Origin of the sequence: Zobellella sp. DQSA1, from assembly GCF_041950555.1 — a bacterium.
Taxonomy (GTDB): domain Bacteria; phylum Pseudomonadota; class Gammaproteobacteria; order Enterobacterales; family Aeromonadaceae; genus Oceanimonas.
This window is the reverse complement of the sequence record NZ_CP169531.1, coordinates 1,922,908-1,942,250: the sequence shown is the minus strand read 5'-3', so window position 1 is coordinate 1,942,250 and position 19,343 is coordinate 1,922,908. Positions and strand designations below refer to the sequence as shown.

Annotated in this window: 21 protein-coding genes; 12 read left to right on the top strand and 9 right to left on the bottom strand. The window is 60.9% G+C overall.

Annotation, left to right across the window (positions count from 1 at the left end; genetic code table 11):
• Positions 1-22 precede the first annotated feature (22 nt).
• Positions 23-1,390, top strand: coding sequence for an SLC13 family permease (locus tag ACEVBK_RS09340; RefSeq protein WP_375058326.1), 1,368 nt, complete (start codon positions 23-25; stop codon positions 1,388-1,390).
• Positions 1,391-1,463: 73 nt separating this feature from the next.
• On the opposite strand, the gene ACEVBK_RS09335 is transcribed toward ACEVBK_RS09340, so the two are convergent.
• Entirely contained in the window at positions 1,464-1,673 is a 210-nt protein-coding gene (locus ACEVBK_RS09335) for a DUF1127 domain-containing protein (protein WP_375058325.1), read from the bottom strand.
• Between the two features lie 443 nt (positions 1,674-2,116).
• Here ACEVBK_RS09335 and ACEVBK_RS09330 point away from each other — a divergent pair, with 443 nt between their 5' ends.
• A complete protein-coding gene (locus ACEVBK_RS09330) occupies positions 2,117-3,595 on the top strand; it encodes a sodium-dependent transporter (RefSeq protein ID WP_375058324.1) in 1,479 nt (492 codons plus the stop codon).
• On the top strand, positions 3,592-3,693 hold the full coding sequence (locus tag ACEVBK_RS09325; RefSeq protein ID WP_375058323.1) for a MetS family NSS transporter small subunit: 102 nt from the start codon (positions 3,592-3,594) through the stop codon (positions 3,691-3,693). Before ACEVBK_RS09330 ends, ACEVBK_RS09325 begins: the two co-directional genes overlap by 4 nt.
• An 18-nt stretch (positions 3,694-3,711) precedes the next feature.
• Here ACEVBK_RS09325 and ACEVBK_RS09320 read toward each other — a convergent pair whose 3' ends face one another.
• On the bottom strand, positions 3,712-4,185 hold the full coding sequence (locus ACEVBK_RS09320) for an ATP-dependent zinc protease (RefSeq protein ID WP_375058322.1): 474 nt from the start codon (positions 4,183-4,185) through the stop codon (positions 3,712-3,714).
• A gap of 198 nt (positions 4,186-4,383) precedes the next feature.
• On the opposite strand from ACEVBK_RS09320, the gene ACEVBK_RS09315 reads away from it, so the two are divergent.
• Both ACEVBK_RS09315 and lpxM read left to right on the top strand, forming a co-directional pair.
• Complete coding sequence (locus ACEVBK_RS09315; protein WP_375058321.1) at positions 4,384-5,157, top strand: DUF3025 domain-containing protein; 774 nt, start codon at positions 4,384-4,386, stop codon at positions 5,155-5,157.
• A 54-nt stretch (positions 5,158-5,211) separates the two neighbouring features.
• Positions 5,212-6,180, top strand: a complete 969-nt coding sequence (gene lpxM, locus ACEVBK_RS09310) for a lauroyl-Kdo(2)-lipid IV(A) myristoyltransferase (RefSeq protein WP_375058320.1) — start codon at positions 5,212-5,214, stop codon at positions 6,178-6,180.
• 183 nt (positions 6,181-6,363) lie between these two features.
• On the opposite strand, the gene ACEVBK_RS09305 is transcribed toward lpxM, so the two are convergent.
• The 3 genes from ACEVBK_RS09305 to ACEVBK_RS09295 form a co-directional block, all read right to left on the bottom strand.
• Positions 6,364-7,155, bottom strand: a complete 792-nt coding sequence (locus tag ACEVBK_RS09305; protein WP_375058319.1) for a sulfite exporter TauE/SafE family protein — start codon at positions 7,153-7,155, stop codon at positions 6,364-6,366.
• 83 nt (positions 7,156-7,238) lie between these two features.
• Positions 7,239-8,108 (bottom strand): OmpA family protein, encoded by an 870-nt coding sequence (locus ACEVBK_RS09300; protein WP_375058318.1) that lies wholly within the window; start codon positions 8,106-8,108, stop codon positions 7,239-7,241.
• Positions 8,109-8,169: 61 nt separating this feature from the next.
• Complete coding sequence (locus tag ACEVBK_RS09295) at positions 8,170-9,192, bottom strand: adenosine deaminase (RefSeq protein WP_375058317.1); 1,023 nt, start codon at positions 9,190-9,192, stop codon at positions 8,170-8,172.
• Positions 9,193-9,322: 130 nt separating this feature from the next.
• Here ACEVBK_RS09295 and mtgA point away from each other — a divergent pair, with 130 nt between their 5' ends.
• The 3 genes from mtgA to ACEVBK_RS09280 all read left to right on the top strand — a co-directional run bounded on the left by mtgA (position 9,323) and on the right by ACEVBK_RS09280 (position 12,429).
• Positions 9,323-10,000, top strand: coding sequence for a monofunctional biosynthetic peptidoglycan transglycosylase (mtgA, locus tag ACEVBK_RS09290; RefSeq protein WP_375058316.1), 678 nt, complete (start codon positions 9,323-9,325; stop codon positions 9,998-10,000).
• An 85-nt stretch (positions 10,001-10,085) separates the two neighbouring features.
• A complete protein-coding gene (locus tag ACEVBK_RS09285) occupies positions 10,086-10,838 on the top strand; it encodes an HAD-IIA family hydrolase (RefSeq protein WP_375058315.1) in 753 nt (250 codons plus the stop codon).
• A 19-nt stretch (positions 10,839-10,857) separates the two neighbouring features.
• A complete protein-coding gene (locus tag ACEVBK_RS09280) occupies positions 10,858-12,429 on the top strand; it encodes a cation:proton antiporter (protein WP_375058314.1) in 1,572 nt (523 codons plus the stop codon).
• 85 nt (positions 12,430-12,514) lie between these two features.
• Here ACEVBK_RS09280 and ACEVBK_RS09275 read toward each other — a convergent pair whose 3' ends face one another.
• On the bottom strand, positions 12,515-12,916 hold the full coding sequence (locus ACEVBK_RS09275) for a phosphate-starvation-inducible protein PsiE (protein WP_375058313.1): 402 nt from the start codon (positions 12,914-12,916) through the stop codon (positions 12,515-12,517).
• 392 nt (positions 12,917-13,308) lie between these two features.
• Between ACEVBK_RS09275 and ACEVBK_RS09270 the strand changes: the two genes are divergently transcribed.
• Together ACEVBK_RS09270 and ACEVBK_RS09265 are read left to right on the top strand one after the other, a co-directional pair.
• Positions 13,309-14,793, top strand: a complete 1,485-nt coding sequence (locus ACEVBK_RS09270; protein ID WP_375058312.1) for a SulP family inorganic anion transporter — start codon at positions 13,309-13,311, stop codon at positions 14,791-14,793.
• A gap of 13 nt (positions 14,794-14,806) precedes the next feature.
• Complete coding sequence (locus ACEVBK_RS09265) at positions 14,807-15,661, top strand: universal stress protein (RefSeq protein WP_375058311.1); 855 nt, start codon at positions 14,807-14,809, stop codon at positions 15,659-15,661.
• Positions 15,662-15,766: 105 nt separating this feature from the next.
• Here ACEVBK_RS09265 and ACEVBK_RS09260 read toward each other — a convergent pair whose 3' ends face one another.
• The 3 genes from ACEVBK_RS09260 to ACEVBK_RS09250 are packed head-to-tail and all read right to left on the bottom strand — an operon-like array spanning position 15,767 to position 16,870.
• Positions 15,767-16,117 (bottom strand): TraR/DksA family transcriptional regulator, encoded by a 351-nt coding sequence (locus ACEVBK_RS09260; protein ID WP_375058310.1) that lies wholly within the window; start codon positions 16,115-16,117, stop codon positions 15,767-15,769.
• A gap of 44 nt (positions 16,118-16,161) precedes the next feature.
• Complete coding sequence (locus ACEVBK_RS09255; RefSeq protein ID WP_375058309.1) at positions 16,162-16,707, bottom strand: NUDIX domain-containing protein; 546 nt, start codon at positions 16,705-16,707, stop codon at positions 16,162-16,164.
• A complete protein-coding gene (locus ACEVBK_RS09250; RefSeq protein ID WP_375058308.1) occupies positions 16,685-16,870 on the bottom strand; it encodes a hypothetical protein in 186 nt (61 codons plus the stop codon). Before ACEVBK_RS09250 ends, ACEVBK_RS09255 begins: the two co-directional genes overlap by 23 nt.
• 437 nt (positions 16,871-17,307) lie before the next feature.
• Here ACEVBK_RS09250 and ACEVBK_RS09245 point away from each other — a divergent pair, with 437 nt between their 5' ends.
• The gene (locus ACEVBK_RS09245) at positions 17,308-18,219 is read left to right on the top strand and encodes an acyltransferase (protein ID WP_375058307.1); all 912 of its coding nucleotides are present in this window, start codon (positions 17,308-17,310) and stop codon (positions 18,217-18,219) included.
• Between the two features lie 80 nt (positions 18,220-18,299).
• Positions 18,300-19,154 (top strand): universal stress protein, encoded by an 855-nt coding sequence (locus ACEVBK_RS09240; RefSeq protein WP_375058306.1) that lies wholly within the window; start codon positions 18,300-18,302, stop codon positions 19,152-19,154.
• Positions 19,155-19,343 lie beyond the last annotated feature (189 nt).

Sequence of the window (19,343 nt, the reverse complement as noted above, 5' to 3'; positions counted from 1 at the left end):
AATAACATAACGAGAAATAAACATGTCTGGAGAACTTTCGCAGCAAACTGTTAATATCAGGGCCAAGTGGGGCATATTGATAGCCAACAGCGCCCTGTTCCTGATCCTGCTTACGACCCTGCCCTTCGAGGATAACGTCAACAAGGGCCTCAGCCTGCTCACTTTTATTGCCGTGCTCTGGCTGACCGAAGCCGTGCATATTACCATTACCGCCCTGTTGGTGCCGCTGCTGGCAACCCTGCTCGGCATCCTCAACACCAATGCCGCCCTGAGCAATTTTTCCAACTCCATCATATTCCTGTTTCTCGGCGGCTTCGCCCTGGCCGCCGCCATGCACAGCCAGCAGCTCGACCGGCTGATCGCCGGGCGTATCCTGATGCTGGCTAAAGGCAGGCTGAGCACGGCGGTGCTGCTGCTGTTCGTGACCGCCGCCTTCCTGTCCATGTGGATCAGCAATACCGCCACCGCCGCCATGATGTTGCCGCTGGCTCTGGGCCTGCTTTCCTGCCTGGATGAGGAAAAACATCGCAGCACCTTCGTGTTCGTGCTGCTGGGGGTCGCCTACAGCGCCAGCATCGGCGGCATCGCTACCCTGGTCGGCAGCCCGCCCAATGCCATTGCCGCCGCCGAGGTGGGCTTGAGTTTCAGCGACTGGATGGCCCTGGGGCTGCCGATCACCCTGCTGCTGTTGCCGGTGGCCATAGGGGTGCTCTTTGTCCTGTTCCGTCCCCGACTGGGCGAGCGCATCGAGCTGGTGCAGGAACATATCGGCTGGACCGGCAAACGCAAGCTCACCCTGGGCATTTTTATCCTGACGGTAGCCCTCTGGATATTTTCCGGCCCGGTTTCCGCCGCCCTCGGCAACCTCGCCGCCTTCGATACTCTGGTGGCGCTGCTGGCCATCATATTGATCGGCATCAGCCGGGTGGCCGAGTGGAAGGATATTGAAAAGCACACCGATTGGGGCGTGTTGCTGCTGTTCGGGGGGGGCCTGACCCTGAGCCATATCCTGCGGGAAACCGGCACCAGCCTGTTTCTGGCCCATCACCTGGCCGAACTGCTGGGCAATGCCAACCCCTTCGTGATCCTGCTGGCCATCACCGCCTTCGTAGTGTTCCTCACCGAGCTGGCCTCCAACACCGCCAGCGCCGCCCTGCTGATCCCGGTATTCGTGGCGGTGGCCGAAGGCCTGGGACTGACACCGGTGATGGTGGCCTCGGTCATCGCGGTATCCGCCTCCTGCGCCTTCATGCTGCCGGTAGCGACCCCGCCCAATGCCATCGTGTTCGGCTCCGGCCTTATTCGCCAGCGCGACATGATGAAAGCCGGCTTTTTCCTGAATCTGGTCTGTGTCGGCCTGTTGGCCTTCTACTTCTTCCTGCTCGGCTAAGCCGCGACGCCATAACGCAAAAAAGCCGCCGGATTATCCGGCGGCTTTTTTATCGGCGCATCCTTGCTGATGATTACTGTTGCCAGAACGGCTTGCTGACTTCCTGGTAGCGATCCGCTTCGTTCAGGCCGATGTCTTTCAGCAGGTAAGTCGGCAGCTCGGACAGCTGGCGACGGGTACGGCTGCGTTGCAGCCAGAGGCCAAGGGTGGCCAGCAGGCCGGGTTCGGCGGCATGCTGTTCGGTGCTGACAAGATCGTGGTGGTGATAGTTGATTGAGCTCATGATGCGCCTCCTGATGTGATTCTGGCCACAGGATAGTGAGGCGGACCGGCCGGCTCAACCAACTTTTATTCGATTATAAAATTAGCTTTTCTAATGGTTAATGTATTAAATGAAACCATCAACCCACTGTTTAATAAAGATTTAACAAATTAAAAACAAAGGACGTTATGGGTCAACTATTAATAAATTTCATTAAAATCTAAATATCCAGCACAGCTGAAATTTTATGCACCAAGCCCCCGCCAAGGCCTGCCGGGGGCCGCTCTGCTCCGCATAGGTAACGGCACCGGCCGCACCTTCGCGCCCCGGCCGGCACACTGGGCCGGCGCCGGCCCCCGGATGGCGCCATCCCTCGCCTCAACAATTGCGCAACAACAAAAATGTGCGCTCCCTCCCGCCTTATCTATCCTTAGAAGCAAAGAGCCTGCTCAAGGAGTCGTTTTATGCAACGAGAACAATGGGGTACCCGCGCCGGCTTCGTGCTGGCCGCCGTGGGCTCGGCCGTGGGGCTGGGCAATATTTGGCGTTTTCCCTATGTGGCCTACGAAAACGGGGGCGGGGCCTTCTTCATCCCCTACCTGTTCGCCCTGCTCACCGCCGGCATCCCCTTCATGATCCTGGAGTTCACCCTGGGGCACAAATACCGCACCGGCGCGCCCGGTATCCTCAAGGCCCTGAACGCCCGCTTCGAATGGCTGGGCTGGTTCCAGGTGATGATCTCCGCCATCATCGCATTCTACTATGTGGTGGTGATCGCCTGGGCCATCTCCTATGTCTATTTCGCTGTCGGCCAGTCCTGGGGCGATGACAGCAATGCCTTCTTCTTCGGGGAGTTCCTGGGGCTCACCGGCGACAATGCCCCCTCCAGCCTGGGCGGCCTGCAGTGGCACCTGCTGCCCCCCCTGTGCCTGGCCTGGGCCGCCACCTACTTCGCTACCTACAGAGGCGTCAAGGGCGGGATCGAGAGGATCAACAAGGTGTTGATGCCCCTGCTGTTCCTGCTGGTGCTGGTGCTGATCGGCCGCATCATCTTCCTGCCCGGGGCGGTGGACGGCATCAACTGGATGTTCTCCCCCGACTTCAGCAAGATCTGGGATCTCAAGGTCTGGTCCGCCGCCTATGGCCAGATCTTCTTCACCCTGAGCGTGGGCTTCGCCATCATGCTGTCCTATGCCAGCTACCTGCCGGAAAAGTCGGACATCAACAACAACGCCTCCATGACGGCACTGATGGACTGCGGTTTTTCCATGCTGGCCGGCATCCTGATCTTCGGGGCCCTGGGCTACATGGCCATGGCCCAGGACAAGGCGCTGACCGAAGTAGTCAGCTCCGGCGTGGGCCTGGCCTTCGTCACCCTGCCGGCGGCGATCAACCTGCTGCCCGCCCCCGGCATCATGGGCCCCCTGTTCTTCCTGGCCCTGGTATTCGCCGGCATCAGTTCCCATATTTCCATCGCCGAGGCGGTGACCGCGGGGCTGATGGCCAAGCTGGGCTGGAGCCGTCCCAGGACCGCCACCGTCTTCTGCGGCGTCGGCTTCGTGGTAAGCCTGTTGTTCATTACCCGGGGCGGCCTGTTGCTGCTGGATCTGGTGGACTACTTTATCAACAACATCGCCCTGCTCGGCTCCTGCCTGCTCGAACTGCTGCTGGTGGGCTGGCTGTGCCGGCTGGAAGACTTCCGCGACCATGCCAACCGCCTGTCCGACTTTGCCGTCGGTGCCTGGTGGCTTGTCTGCATCAAGTATGTGTCGGTCGCCATGCTGGTAGTGATCCTGTTCGGCAACATCCTCGGCGCCTTCCGGGAGAACTACGGTGGCTATTCCAACAGCGAAATCCTATTCATGGGCTGGGGCATGATAGCGGTGATGCTGGTCGTGGCCATCACCATCAATACCGCCAGCAAGAAGGAGGCAAGCGCATGACCACAGGGGCTATTATCATGATGGTGATCGGGCTGGGCATTACCTGGGGCGGGGCCGCCCTGTGCATCTACCGGGCGGTCCATATGCGGGGACGCTGAAGGCCGGAGGCTTGAAGCCTACTCCTCCCGTACAGGCTGGATATAGAGGCGGGAGGGGTCGATCAGCACATCCTTGGCCATAAACTCCCGCCCCAGCAGCACCGGGTAGATCATGCGGGTGCGATCCTTCAGGGTGAACTCCACTTCTTTCTCCATACCACCCAGTTGCACCGGCAACAGGATGACAGGCCGCCGGTCCAGCTTCCTGCTGTTGGCCTGGCGAATGCGCACATAGCGGCTGAGCGGGGCTTCCAGCTGCTCCAGGTGGTTCTTGTGGTTGAAACTGAAGCGAATCCAGCGCTTGCCGTCCTTCCTGAACTCCTCAATTTCGGTGGCGCTCATGGACGAGGTCTTGGCACCGGAATCGATGCGTGCCTTGACATTATCGCCCAGCACTGGCAGCCACAACCACTCCACCCGGCCGAGCAGCCACTTGTCACCTATCTTGACGTCGTCGGTGCCCGGGGTCTGGGCATATCCGTTCGGGGTCATCAAACTCATAACGAATACCAGTGAAAACAACCATTTCATCAGCACACTCCTCGGTGCGGCAGAATTCGACGGCGCTATCTTATCCAAGCCTGCGACGCCGGGAAATGGGTTGATACCAAGAATTATCGCTCATTTTATCCTGATCTCGGCGCCGAGTCGGGGTATGCTCTGCCGTTTTAATCCATTTAGGTAGCAAAAATGGACTGGGACCCTGCTTTTACCAAGCGTAACGCCATACTCGCCGCCCTGGGCGGGCTGGTACCGATAGAAGATACCCGGTGGCCGCCCCTGAGCGAGCTTAACCGGCTGCTGGCTACACGGTTGCCAGTACGATTTATCGATGACGGCCACTTCTCCGAACTCGGCTGTGGCTACGAACAGGCCGTGTCCCGGGGCATGGTGCCCACTCGCGCGGAAAACTGGCACGACTTCTTCGGGGCGCTGATCTGGTACCTGTTTCCCCGTACCAAAGCCCTGCTCAACCGCCTGCATATGGACGATATCGAGAGCGGCGGACTCCGCCGGCGCACGCCCCGGCGCGACCGGCTCACCCATTTCGACGAATGCGGCCTGATCCTGGCCGTCCCCGAGCGCCTCGAAATCGAGCCCCTGCTGCATGAGCATGACTGGCAGCAGCTCTTTCTTGCCCGGCGTCCCCGCTGGGGCCGGGACTGGCAGCCCTTCATCTTCGGTCACGCCCTCTATGAACAGGCTCTGTCCCCCTTTATCGGCCTCACCGGTAAGGCGGTACTGGTGGAAATGGAAGCCAGTTTTTTCCGCCTCCCGACTCATGAACGCTACCCCCTGCTCGATGCCCGGCTGAGTGCCCAGCTGGAGCACAGCGCGCTGTTTGACAGACCGCGGCCACTGCTGCCGGTGCCACTGCTCGGTATCCCGGGCTGGTGGCCGGACAATGAAGATCCCGCCTTCTATCTGAACCGGGATTACTTCCGTCCCAAGCGCAACAGGTGATTTAGCCGAGTTTTTTTCTTACACTGGCCGACTTGTCGTTATGAGGATGATGTTATGTCCGGGCACGATCCCGTTTATGACCAAGCGTTTAAAACCCGTTATCTGCACCCCGCATACTGGCCGACCTGGCTGGCCATAGCAGCATTGTGGCTACTGGCCTGGCTGCCGGTAAGGCTGCGTGACCGCCTGGCCGCCGCCTTGACCCCGCTGCTGGTCAAGCTGGCTAAAAAACAGTGCTATATCGCCCGCACCAATATCAGGCTGTGTTTTCCCGAACTGCCCGAGGCAGAGGTGGAGCAAATGCTGCACCACTCCATTCGCGCCGGGCTGATGGGCTTTTTCGGCTACGGGGAGTGGACCGCCCGCAGCAAAAGCTACCTGCAAGGCCGTTTCAGGGTGCAGGGCCGGGAACACCTGGACGCCTGCCTGGCGAGCGGCGACAAGATCATCTTCATGATCCCCCACACCTGGGCCATTGACGCCGGCGGCCTCTACCTCAACTCCCTCGGCCTGCCCATGTGCACCATGATGCACAGCGCCAAAAACGAGGTATTCGACTGGTTTATCAACCGTCAGCGGGCCCGCTTCGGCGGTATCGTCTACGAGCGGGATGCCGGCATCAAGTCGGTGATCAAGACCATCAGGGACGGCAAGCATTTCTTTTATCTGCCGGATCAGGATCACGGCCGGGAAGCCAGCCTGTTCGTGCCTTTTTTCGCCGAGCTCAAGGCGACCCTGCCGGCCCTGCCCAAGCTGGTTAAACTCACCGGCGCCACCGTGTTGCCGGTACTCTCGGTCTACAATACCGAGCAGCATCGTTACGAGCTCATTATCCGTCCGGCCATGGCCCCCTACCCCACCGCCGATCTTCATGCCGATACCCGGGCCATGAACGCGGAAATCGAGGCCCTGCTGACCGACTGGCCGGAGCAATACATGTGGTTCCTGAAGTACTTCCAGACCCAGGTGGACTCAGATGAGGGTCGTTACGAAGCCGGCATCCGCCGGATCAGGGGAAAATAATGGCGTGGATGCATTATCTGCTGCTGGTGGTCGCCGGCCTGCTGGTGCTCTGGCTGGTGGCTAAAACCGACGACTGGCTGATAGAGCGGGAAAAACAGAAAACAGGGATTAGGGATTAGGGATTAGGGATTAGGGATTGGAAACCGGATAATCCCCAGTCCCCAGTCCCCATCAATCTTTCCTTCAGCCCGGGAACAACAGAAACTTGGCGCCCACCAGAATAAGGAAGCCGGCGAAGGCCTGTCTCAGTGCCCTGGCCGACAGTTTATGGGCCAGGATGGCGCCGAAGCGTGCAAAAGGCATGCTGGCCAGACTGATACCTATCATCGCCGGCAGATACACATAACCCCAGGCCTCCGCGGGCAGATCCTGATGCGGCAGGCCATGTACCACATAGCTGAGCGCCCCCACCAGGGCGATGGGAAAACCGCATACCGCCGACACCGCCACCGCCCGCTGCATGGGTACCGAGCACCAACTGAGGAAGGGCACCGTCAGGGAGCCGCCGCCGATACCGAAGATACCCGAGGCCCAGCCGATAACGCCGCCTACCGCCACCTGTACCGGCTTGCGGGGCAGGCCGCCGCCGCCTTTGGGTACCAGATGAAACAGCATCTGTGCCGCCATGGCCCAGGCGAAGAGCCCGATCAGCCTCTGCAGGTGCAAACCCGACAGCTTGTCGGCGGTAAAGCCGCCCAGCCAGGCTCCGAACACGATACCCGCCGACAGCAACGCCGCCAGCCGCCAATCGATGGCCTTGCGGCTATGGTGGGTCTGAATGGCGCTCAGGGAAGTAAACATGATGGTCGCGAGCGAAGTGCCCACCGCCATGTGCGCCACCAAATCCCCGCCGATGCCTTGCAACTTGAAACTGAAGATCAGCACCGGGACTATGATCAGCCCGCCGCCCACACCAAACAGTCCGGCCAGGGTGCCGGCGAAGGCCCCCAAAACCAGATACATCAACCAGATCATTCTATTGTCCCCAAGAAAAGCAAAGGCCATAAACTACCTAAGCCGCTCACAAAAGCCAATGCTCTCGTGTCCGGTGAAACGGCTCAGAGGCGATCGCGGCCCAGGCTTATCACCACCCGACGGTTGATATCCCGCCCTTCCGGGGTGCTGTTGTCGGCGATGGGACGACGCTCACCGTGTCCTTCGAGCGAGATGGCGTTTGAAGGCAGGCCCAGTTCCATAAAGCGACCTTTGATGGCCTCGGCCCGACGCTGGGAAAGCTGTTTATTGTGGTATTCGCTACCGAAGCTGTCGGTATAGGTGTTGATCACGACCTCGCCGATATGGGGATCGGCCCTGACGTATTCGGCAATCATCGCCAACCGCTGGCTGGAATGGGCCGTCAGTTCATCGGCATTGTTGACATAGTTGAGCACACTGAACGCGATGTCTTCAAAGCCATAGGGCAGCAGGTTGTGCTGGCAGTCGAGAAAAGCGGCGTAACGGGCGCGGAAATTGACCGACGACAGCCCCACTCCCGTGGTCTGGTTATTACGGTACCAGTCATCGAAATAGAAGGTCGGCCAACGGCCTTCGCTCAGTTCGTCCAGCATCAGCCAGGCAGACTGCTGTTCCACCATGGCGTCAAACTGCTGATAGAAGGTCACCCGGGTCAGGTTGCGCGCCCCCCGCCCCGGTTGCCAGTGAGGCGGCTCGCTCTTCAGCGCGGCGGACTGGGTGCGCGGCAACGCCCGCAAGGGGTTCAGCTCGAATACCAGGTTGATGTTCTTGGAGGCCCGGCTGACAAAGGCGCCGGTACCGAAACCGGGAATGGGGTGTTCCAGGCGGCATTCCACCGCCGAGTCCGACGTCAGCCGCCACAAGGACTGTTCAATATCCGCGATAAAGGTACGGGGCTGGGCCCAGGCGCCCGAGCACCAGGTCAACCCCGCCACCAAGGTGAGAATGCGCACGCCAGATGTCTCCTGTTAACCGTTAGGCTCTGTATCGGCACCCGGCGCCATAGCTTTAGTACTAGTGCTTGAGTTTAATCCCCGCGGCCTCCCCGTGGGCCCGGATCTCCCGGGCCAGCACCGCCTTTTCTTCCGGCGACAGCCAGCACGCCTCCACGCCGTTCAGCGCCATCTGCAACAGCTCCCCGTCGGTGGCGCCCAGCCCATCCTGCAAAGCCCGATAGTTGGCGTTCATGTAACCACCGAAATAGGCCGGATCGTCGGAGTTGACGGTAACGCACACTCCCGCATGCAGCAGCCTCAACATGGGATGCTCGCTCATGCGCTCCACCACCCTGAGCTTGAGGTTGGACAGGGGGCAGACGGTCAGCGGAATGCGCTCCCGGGCCAGCCGCTCCATCAGATGCCGGTCCCCCGCCGCCGCCACCCCGTGATCGATGCGCTCCACCCTGAGGATATCCAGCGCATCACGGATATACTGGGCCGGTCCTTCTTCACCGGCGTGGGCCACCAGCCGGAAACCCTGCTCCCGGGCCGCGGCATACACATGAGTGAACTTGGTCGGCGGGTTGCCTTTTTCGGAAGAGTCCAGCCCGATGCCCGACAGCTGGTGGCGAAAAGGCTCGGCATGGTGCAGGGTCTCGAAGGCACTGTCCTCCGACAGGTGCCGCAGAAACGACATGATCAGCCGGCTGGTCAGGCCCCACTGCTGCCGGGCCTGTTCCAGCGCCCGGTGGATACCGCCGATCACCGCGGCCAGGGGTACCCCCCGGTCGGTATGGGCCTGGGGATCGAAGAAAATTTCGGTATGGCGCACCTGCTCGGCATGGGCCCGCTCGAGGTAGGCCCAGGTCATGTCGAAAAAATCCTGCTCGGTCAGCAAGACCTGCATGCCCTGATAGTAGACATCGAGAAAGGACTGCAGATCCTTGAAATCGTAGGCGGCCTTCAGCGCCCTTTCATCCGCATAATCGAGGGTGATACCATTGCGCCCGGCGAGGGCAAAGACCATCTCCGGCTCCAGGGTTCCTTCTATGTGCAGATGCAGCTCAACCTTGGGTAATCCATTGATAAACGTGGACATGGCATTCCTCCCTTGCTCCCGGATACCTTAAAGATAACAAAAATCCGGCCGCCGTCATTGCGAAAATATAACCGGTTGGTCAAAAAGTGATGTGCCTGCCCGCCAGGCTCCAGTTACGGACTTTATGTTGATGATACGTTTGTTCAAGCGTTGTTTACTCTGGCTCGCCGCCCTGCTGGTACTGGCGCCGCTGCTGCTCACCCTGGCCTACCGCCATGTGCCGGTGCCGGTGACCCCGCTGATGGTGATCCGGCTCTTCGAAGGCGAAGGCCTGGCTAAAGACTGGCAACCGTCGGCACGTATTTCCAATCACCTGAAGATGGCGGTCATCGCCTCCGAGGACAACCTGTTCTGCCGCCACCGGGGCTTCGACTGGAAAGCCTTCGGCGACGTGCTCAACGAGTTCCGCAGCGAAGGCCGGCTGCGCGGCGGCAGCACCATCACCATGCAGACCGCCAAGAACCTGTATCTGTGGCCGGGACGAAGCTACAGCCGCAAGGTGCTGGAGGCGCTCTACACCCCCATGCTGGAACTTATGCTGCCCAAGGAACGCATCCTGACCCTGTATTTGAATATCGCCGAATTCGGACCCGGCATCTACGGCGCCGAGGCGGCGGCACAGGCCTATTTCAATACCCCCGCCGCCAACCTGAGTCGCCAGCAGGCGGCACAGCTGGCCGCCGTACTGCCCAATCCCAGGGTCTACCACGCCGGCCGCCCCTCGGCTTATATCCAGCGCCGGGCCGCCACCATCCAGACCCGTATCAACCAGTTGGGGCCCCTGCTCGCTTGTATCAGAGCGTCATAAAACCCTTACCCTTTGTCATCAATTTGTCATAAGCTGCCATGACAGTGGGAACAACGCCGGAACCGACTGGCGATAAGGAGAGCGAATGAATAAAAAGAACCTGATCTGTGATATCGACGGCGTCATCCTGCACAACAATGATCTGATCCCGGGCGCCGATGCCTTTATCAGGCGCGTACTGGAGCAGGAGATGAACCTGCTGTTTCTTACCAATTACCCGGCGCAAACCCCCAAAGACTTGCAAAATCGTTTCTATTCCGCCGGCATCATGGTGCCGGAGAGCTGTTTCTACACCTCGGCCATGGCCACCGCCGACTTTCTCAAGCGCCAGAGCGGTGAAAAGGCCTTCGTCATCGGCGAAGGGGCCCTGATCCACGAGCTGTACAAGGCCGGCTTCACCATCACCGACATCGATCCCGACTTCGTGGTGGTGGGCGAAACCCGCAACTACAACTGGAGCATGATCCAGATGGCGGCCAAATTCGTGGCCGGCGGTGCCCGCTTTATCGCCACCAACCCGGATACCCACGGCCCGCACATGCACCCGGCCTGTGGCGCCCTGTGTGCCCCCATCGAGCGGATGACCGGCAAGAAGCCCTTTTACGTGGGCAAGCCCAGCGCCTGGATAGTGCGCGCCGCCCTCAACCACATGGACGCCCATTCCGAGAACACCCTGATCGTGGGCGACAACCTGCGCACCGACATTCTCGCCGGCTTCCAGGCCGGGCTGGAAACGGTGCTGGTGCTCACCGGCGTCAGCCAGATCGCGGATATTGACAAGATGCCCTTCCGTCCCCAGCATGTCTACCCTTCCGTCGCCGAGATCGACCTGTTCTAAATACCAATAAGACAACTTCATGGATCCCATTTTTATCGCTATCGCCTTTGGCTGCGGCCTGGCCGTTTATCTGATCAACCTGCCGCCGCTGATCGGCTTTCTGGCGGCGGGCTTCGTGCTCAACGCCCTGGGCTATGAGGCCAACGCTACCCTGGATACCCTCGCCAACCTGGGGGTAACCCTGCTGCTGTTCAGCATCGGGCTCAAGCTGGACATCAAGACCCTGCTGAAGAAGGAAGTCTGGGGCACGGCCAGCGGCCATATCCTGCTTTCCACCCTGCTGTTCACCGGGGTGCTGCTGCTGGTGAAGTGGATAGGCTTCAGCCTGGCCATGGAGCTGGAATGGCGCCAGGCAGTATTGATGGGCTTTGCCCTGAGCTTCTCCAGCACGGTGTTCGCGGTCAAGGTGCTGGAAGAGCGCAGCGACATGAACACCTTCTACGGCCGCATCGCCATCGGGGTGCTGGTGATGCAGGATCTGTTCGCGGTGGCATTTCTCACCGCCTCCAGCGGCAAGATCCCCAGCCCCTGGGCACTCAGCCTGCTGGTGATACTGCCGCTGCTGCGGCCACTGTTTTATCGTATTCTGGAGCGGGCCGGCCACGGCGAGCTGCAAACCCTGTTCGCGGTGTTCCTGGCGCTGGTGGTGGGCGTGGGCGGCTTCGAGCTGGTCGGGCTCAAGGGAGACTTGGGCGCGCTGATCATCGGCATGATGCTGGCCCCCCACTACAGCGCCTCGGCCCTGGCCAAGTCCTTCTTCAACATGAAAGAGCTGTTTCTGGTCGCCTTCTTCCTCAGCATCGGCCTGAACGGTATGCCCACCACCGACGCCTTGTGGATTGCGGCCATCCTGCTGCTGGTGCTGCCGGCGAAAAGCCTGCTCTATTACCTGCTGTACGCCCGTTGCGGCCTGCGCATGCGTACCTCGCTACTGGCTACCTTCAGCCTGAGCAATTATTCCGAATTCGGGCTGATCGTGGCGGCGCTGGCTGCCAAACAGGGGCTGCTCAGCAACGACTGGGTCATCGTCGCCTCCATTGCCCTCGCCATTTCCTTCGTGGTGGCCGCTCCCCTCAACAGCCATAACGAAAACATCTATCGCCGGCTGCTCACTCGCTTCCGGCCCCAGGAAAAGCGGCGCCTGCATCCGGACGATATGCCCATCCAACTGGGCGATGCCCGGGTGTTGATCGTCGGCATGGGCCGCATCGGCCAGGGTGCCTATATGGAGCTGGAACGTCACTACCGGGGCCAGTTGCTCGGCATCGACAGCGACGAAAAAAAGGTGGCGCTGCTACAGGAGCTGAACATCAACGCCATCAAGGGGGATGCTTCCGACTCGGACTTCTGGGACAAGACCAATATCAACGGCCAGCTGGATTATATCTTCCTCGCCATGCCCAACCACGCCGGTAACCTCTATGCCCTGGAGCAAATTCACCAGGCCGATTTCAAGGGCCGGGTGGCCGCCATCATCCGTTACCCGGAAGAAGGCGCCCAGCTGCGCGACATGGGCGCCGACGATATCTTCAACATCTACGAAGAAGCAGGCAGCGGCTTTGCCCGCCATGTGATAGAGCAGGCCGGGTGAATGTACCGGGATTAGGGATTCCGTACCGAACCCCTTGACGACAAACAGGGCCAAGCCCATCCTGCCGGTCCCCGGTCCCTGCGGTTTAGTGCCCGCCTTCGTCCTTGTCGTAAGGGTAATGGATATGGCCAAAGCGGATCACCAGTATCGCCACGGCCAGCACCAGGGCGGCGCCCGCCACCGTGATCAGCCGCCAGCTGTCCATGCCCTTCATGTCCAGGATGAGATACCGGGCCAAGGCGACGATGGCGATATAGAGTGGAATGCGAATGGGCAACTTGCCGGAACGCAGGTAGATGGCCACCATGGCCAGCACTTCCAGGTAGATAAACATCAGCAACAGATCGGCCAGGGTCACGGTTCTGGCCTGCCACATGGTGTTGACTTCGATCCCTACCGCCACCACGGTAGAAATGGCGACGATAATCAGGCCAATATGCTGAAGCACATCCAGTACCTTGCTGCCCAGCATCCGTTTATTATTCATAGATCCCCTCTCGGTGTGTCATCATCCAAAGCTGTCGTCTCTTAATGCAAGCAAAATCAATGCCATTATATCTGCCAGCAACCGATCGCAGTCCGAGTGACAGACTCCCCGCAAGGCGGGATTCGGTCTTGTCCCCGGATGGCCGGCCACCTATAATAGCCGCTGCCTAACGAACAGAGCTTATAAAAAATTAAACTTTTATGAAATTTTTGAATAAAGCGATTACGCCACCCTAGCCTTCAGGCCCTACTTTTACCGCGCCCCGCGGTGTCTCTGCTCGCCCCATGCGAGCGCTTTGCCTTACCCGAAAATTTGAATCCCGTACCGCTGCGCCCGCTCCTGGTGCCGGCCTGGTATGGACTGCGTTTACCCACAACCTTGGAACAACAACAATGTTACCCAGCATCAAGCAAACCTGGTTCTTTAACGTGCGAGGAGACGTGCTCGCCGGCCTGGTCGTTGCCCTGGCCCTGATCCCCGAGGCCATCGCCTTCTCCATTATCGCCGGGGTCGACCCCAAGGTCGGCCTCTACGCCTCCTTCAGCATGGCGGTCGTGATCGCTTTCGCCGGCGGCCGCCCGGGCATGATCTCCGCCGCCACCGGCGCCATGGCGCTGCTGATGGTCACCCTGGTGCGCGACCACGGCCTGGAATACCTGCTGGCCGCCACCCTGCTGTGCGGCGTGCTGCAGATCATCGCCGGCTACCTGAAGCTGGGCGAGCTGATGCGCTTCGTGTCCCGCTCCGTGGTCACCGGCTTCGTCAACGCCCTGGCCATCCTGATCTTCCTGGCCCAGTTGCCGGAGCTGACCGACGTCACCTGGCACGTCTACGCCATGACCGCCGCCGGCCTCGGCATCATCTATCTGCTGCCGCTGGTGCCGGTGGTGGGCAAGCTGCTGCCTTCCCCCCTGGTATGCATCGTGGTACTGACCATAGTGGCCATCACCTTCGGTATCGATATACGCACCGTGGGCGACATGGGCGAGCTGCCCGATACCCTGCCGGTGTTCCTGTGGCCGGACGTGCCGCTCAACCTCGACACCCTGGCCATCATCTTCCCCTACTCCCTGTCCCTGGCGGTGGTGGGCCTGCTGGAGTCGATGATGACCGCCACCATAGTGGATGACCTGACCGACACCCAGAGCGACAAGAACCGCGAATGCAAGGGCCAGGGCCTGGCCAACCTGGCCACCGGTGTGCTCGGCGGCATGGCCGGCTGTGCCATGATCGGCCAGTCCATCATCAACGTAAAATCCGGCGGCCGCGGCCGGCTGTCCACCCTGGTGGCCGGCGTGGTGTTGCTGATCCTGGTGGTCTTCCTCGGCCCCTGGGTCTCGCAAATTCCCATGGCGGCCCTGGTGGCGGTGATGATCATGGTATCCATCGGTACCTTCAGTTGGGGCTCCATCACCAATCTTAAAACCCACCCTAAGAGTACCAGCCTGGTGATGATCGCCACCGTGGTGGTGGTAGTCTTTACCCACAACCTGGCCTACGGCGTGCTGGTAGGTGTGCTGCTCAGCGCCCTGTTCTTCGCCAACAAGGTGGGGCAGATCCTCTATGTGGGCTCAGAAAAAACCGACGACAACAGCCGCGAGTACAAAGTCGTGGGCCAGGTGTTCTTCAGCTCCGCCGAGCAATTTATCGCCTCTTTCGACTTCAAGGAGGTGATAGGCCATGTGCGTATCGACCTGAGCCGGGCCCATTTCTGGGACATCACCGCCATCAGCGCCCTCGACAAGGTGGTGATCAAGTTCCGCCGGGAAGGCACCGAAGTGGAAATGATCGGCCTGAATGAGGCCAGCGCCACACTTGTGGACCGTTTCGCTGTTCACAACGATCCGAAAGCGGTAGAAAAGCTGATGGGCCACTAAGAGAGGAATGACTATGACCACCAATGTATTGGCATGTATCGACGGCTCCAGCTACGCCACCACCGTGTGTGATTACGCCAGTTGGGCCAGCCTGCGCCTCGAGGCTCCGCTGAGCTTTATCCATGTACTGGATCGGGAAAACCAGCAACCCAAGGGCAACCTGAGCGGCAGCATCGGCCTGGGCAGCCAGGAGCATCTGCTGGAAGAACTGGCGGCACTGGACGAAAAACGCGGAAAACTGGCCAAGGAGCAGGGCCGTATCATGCTCGACGCGGCCCGCGCCCGTGCCATTGAAGCGGGGGTGAGCGAGCCCGCCACCCTGCAGCGCCATGGCGAGCTGGTGGAAACCCTGGTGGAGTTCGAACCCGGCACCCGGCTGCTGGTGCTCGGCCGCCATGGCGAGGAGTCGGCCTCGGTCTATGCCCATCTGGGCAGTCATGTGGAGCAGGTGATCCGCGCCCTGCACCGCCCCATTCTGGTGACCCAGGGCGAGTTCAGTGCACCACAAAAGATCATGCTGGCCTTCGACGGCAGCGCCACCACCCGCAAGGGTGTCGAGATGCTGGCCAAGAGCCCGCTGTTCAACGGGCTCGAGCTGCACGTGGTGCTGGTGGGCGCCGACACCGACGACAACCGGGAGCAGATCAACTGGGCCAGGGACACCCTGTCCCGGTCCGGTATCGACGCGCACGCCGCCATCGTCGCCGGCGAGGTCGACAAGGCCCTGCCCCAGTATCAGCAGGACAACGGTATCGACCTGATGGTGATGGGCGCCTACGGCCACTCCCGTATCCGCCAGTTGCTGGTGGGCAGCACCACCACCGCCATGATCCGCTCGGCCCGGGTGCCGCTGCTGGTACTGCGCTGAGAACACCATGGCCGGGCTCCGGCCCGGTCATGCTCCGCTCACAAGGATAGCTTGCTGTAATAAGCCACGTTTCCGGAGCGGTTCCGTCCCTGGACCGTCCGGTTTTTAGCCCTGGCGCTTTTCGGCGCAATCAATGCAAAGGGTGGTGGCGGGATCGATGTCCAGCCGTCGGGCATCGATATCCTCGCCGCAGCCCAGGCAATAGCCGTAGTCTCCGTTTTCCATTCTTCTCAAGGCCGCCCCGATGCGCAGCAACTGCTCTTTGCGCCGCCCGGCCAGCCCCTGCTGCATCTGCTGGGCCTGGATGGCGTCCATGCGCGACAAACGCCCCACACTGCTCTGATCCAGCTGCACCGGCTCGGTACTTTCCCGGGACGATGCTACCTCGCCCAGCAGGCTCTCCCGCTGGGCGAGCAATCGCTGCTTCAGGTCTCCATGTTGTTGTTCGGTCGGCATCTTTTCCTCCTCAGGCCAGTATTCAGCGGCACAGCACCGTCGTCTCAGTCGGCCAGGGCCAGGCTGGGTGACGGCGCCAGCCGCTCACGGACCAGCAGTTCCAGGATCAGGGTTTCCCGCGCGATGGACAGGCCCATGGACGCCTCCCTCGCCGCCATCACCCCATGGTTGTGGGCGATGGCATCGTGAATATTCATCCATCTTACCTCCATACCGTTGGCGATTTCATAATCTTCCATCCTGACCGCGCCCAGAGACTCGGCCACGCTGCACTCGTAAAAGTAGGAGCGCATAAACATCAGGTCGTGCTCCGGCTTGTACCAGGGCCGGTACTCGTCCAGGATGCCGAACTCCCGCTCGACCCGGATATCCCGGGCGCCGGTTTCCTCCGCCAGCTCACGATGCAGGCCGGCGAGCACAGCCTCCCCGTCGTCGAGCCCCCCCCCGGGCAGGCTGTAATCGTTATAGCGGCGGGTATAGAGCAACAGGATATCATGGTCTCGCATAATGATACCGCGGGCGGCGCGGCGTTCGAGAATGCGCAGTTCTGGGGTAAACAGCTCACGATTAAGGGTGGCTATCAAACGCATGGTTGTTCCTGTTCAGTAGGGGCCAGAGAGATGGGGTAACGGGCAGAACCAGTAAGCCGGCAAACAGCGCCAGGCCCGCGGCAAGACTGAAGAGCCAGACATCGTTCAGCCCGACATCGATCAGCAATCCAAACCGCCAGGGCACGGCGGCGGTGGAAAACATCAGGGAGGTCATCGAGGGGCGAGTGGCGCCAGTGCATTCGGTCCCGCACACCTCCGACCACAAAGTGCTGATCACCGGCAACCTGTCCACCAAGGCACCCGCAACCATTGAGCTCAACCAATGCATGGCGCCATAGGCAATAAAGCAACTGGCCAGGCGGGATTCCAGCCTATTTGCACCAGGACAAAACCCTGCTGAACAAAGATGCCAGTTACCATAAAGGGACCCGCCAATACCGCCGGCAGCAACACCTCGGGAGAAACTTGCTTGGATACAAACCGGCTTAGCATACCAGAATGGTCTTCTGTTTACAGGGCGCATCCGGCTGACCACTGACGCCACAGGCCCGTCAGCCGCCCGACTGGTAAGATGAGTTGCCGCCTCCTTTCGCTTTCTCTACCATAACGCCCGACTCATTCCGTTAACAGGACTTCAACGTGACTCAGCCATCGACCATCAAGGGATCGCCCCTGCTCGGCGCCGTGAGCGCCCTGGCCTTGTTGTTCCACACCCTCTTTCTCGGCGTTTTCCTCTACGCCTTCATCCTGCTGCGTTTGCTGCTGCCGGCCAGGGGCTCGGCCCGGCTGGCCGAGCCCGCCATCCACTCCATCGCCGGGCTCTGGATAGCCGGTATCCTCTGGTGGATGGACCGGGTCTACCGGATACAATGGGATATCGAAGGCCTCGGCCGCACCGGTAAGGACAGCTGGCTGCTGCTCGGCGCCAACCACCAGAGCTGGGTCGACATCTTCGTGCTCTACCGGCTTTATCACGGCAAGGCGCCGCTGCTGAAGTTCTTTATCAAGCAGGAGCTCGCCTATGTGCCCATCGTCGGCCAGGCCTGGTGGGCGCTCGACTTTCCCTTTATGCGCCGCTATTCCAGGGCCTATCTGGCCCGCCACCCGGAAAAGGCCGGCGAGGATCTGAAGGAAACCCGCAAGGCCTGCGAGAAGTTTTCCCGTACCCCCAGCAGCGTGATGAACTTTCTTGAGGGCACTCGCTTCACGCCCCACAAGCACCGGCGCCAGCAATCCCCCTTCCGCCACCTGCTCAAGCCCAAGGCCGGCGGCCTGGCCTTCGCCATCCAGGCCCTGGGCGACCGGTTCGACGCCCTGACCAACGTCACCATTGTCTACCCGAACGGTGCCCCCTCCTTCTGGGGGATGATGTGCGGCACCCTCAGGCACGTGATAGTCCGGGTGGAGCAAAAGCCCATCCCGGCCCACTTCAGCCGGGGCGACTACCAGGGCGACGAGGCGCTGCGCCGGGAGATCCAGCAATGGGTCACCCTGATCTGGCAGGAGAAAGACCGGCTGATGGACAGTCTGCTCACGCCGGCTCGCCCCTGATCCCGTCCCCCGGCCGAAGGCGCATTACACTGTATCCAAGGGCCCGGCAACCGGGCTCGCTGTCAACCGGGGGGAAAATCATGATCACTCAACTGATGGCCTGTCTCGATGGCTCCCGCCAGGCCGCCGCCGTGTGCGACCTGGCAAGTTGGGCCAGCCTGCGCCTGTCCGCACCGCTGACCCTGCTGCACGTGCTGGATCAAAGCCAGTACATCCACGAGGCCGATTTCAGCGGTTACCTGGGCATGGAGGCCCGACGGGAACTGCTCCAGGAGCTGTCCCGCCTGGACGAACAGCGCAGCCGGCTGGCGGTGGAGCAAGGCAAGCTTATCCTCGCCGCCGCCCGGGAGCGGGTTCTGGCGGCCGGGGTTGTCTGGGTGGACTGCCTGCAACGTCACGGTGCCCTGGTCGACAGCCTGGTCGAGCTGGAGCAGGACGAGCGGCTGCTGGTGCTGGGAGACCACGGTGAACAAAGCAGCGAGTCCCTCGCCCGCCTGGGCAACCAGGTGGAGCAGGTGATCCGCGTCCTGCACCAACCCATACTGGTGGCCCGGCCGGAGTTCAGAGTCCCGCAAAAGGTCATGCTGGCCTACGACGGCAGTGCCGACACCCGCAAGGGGCTCGAGCTGCTGGCCCTGAGCCCCCTGTTCCAGGGACTGGACCTGCACCTGGTGCTGGTGGGGGCGGACAATGGCGAACACCGTGCCCTGCTGGACGACGCCCTTGCCTTGCTGACCAAGGCCGGGGCCGAGGCATACGCTCTGCTCCTCCCCGGCGAGCCGGAGCTGGTACTGCCCCGGTATCAGCGGGACAACGGCATCGACCTGATGGTGATGGGCGCCTACGGCCACTCCCGCCTGCGCCGCTGGCTGCTGGGCAGCACCACTACCGCCATGATCCGCACCGTTCGAGTGCCACTCCTGGTGCTGCGCTGATCCGGCCCCGGACGTCCCGTCCGTCCGACAGCAGGCGGCATTGGTTAATAAAAAATTAAAAACCACAAATAAAACAACTCGATAAAAATGTGACCCAAACTACAAAAGTGGAAAAAACTGTCCTTTAATAAAATAACAGAACTCCAAAAAGCCGACCCTGGGTGCGGACACTGTGTTGCAACCATTGAG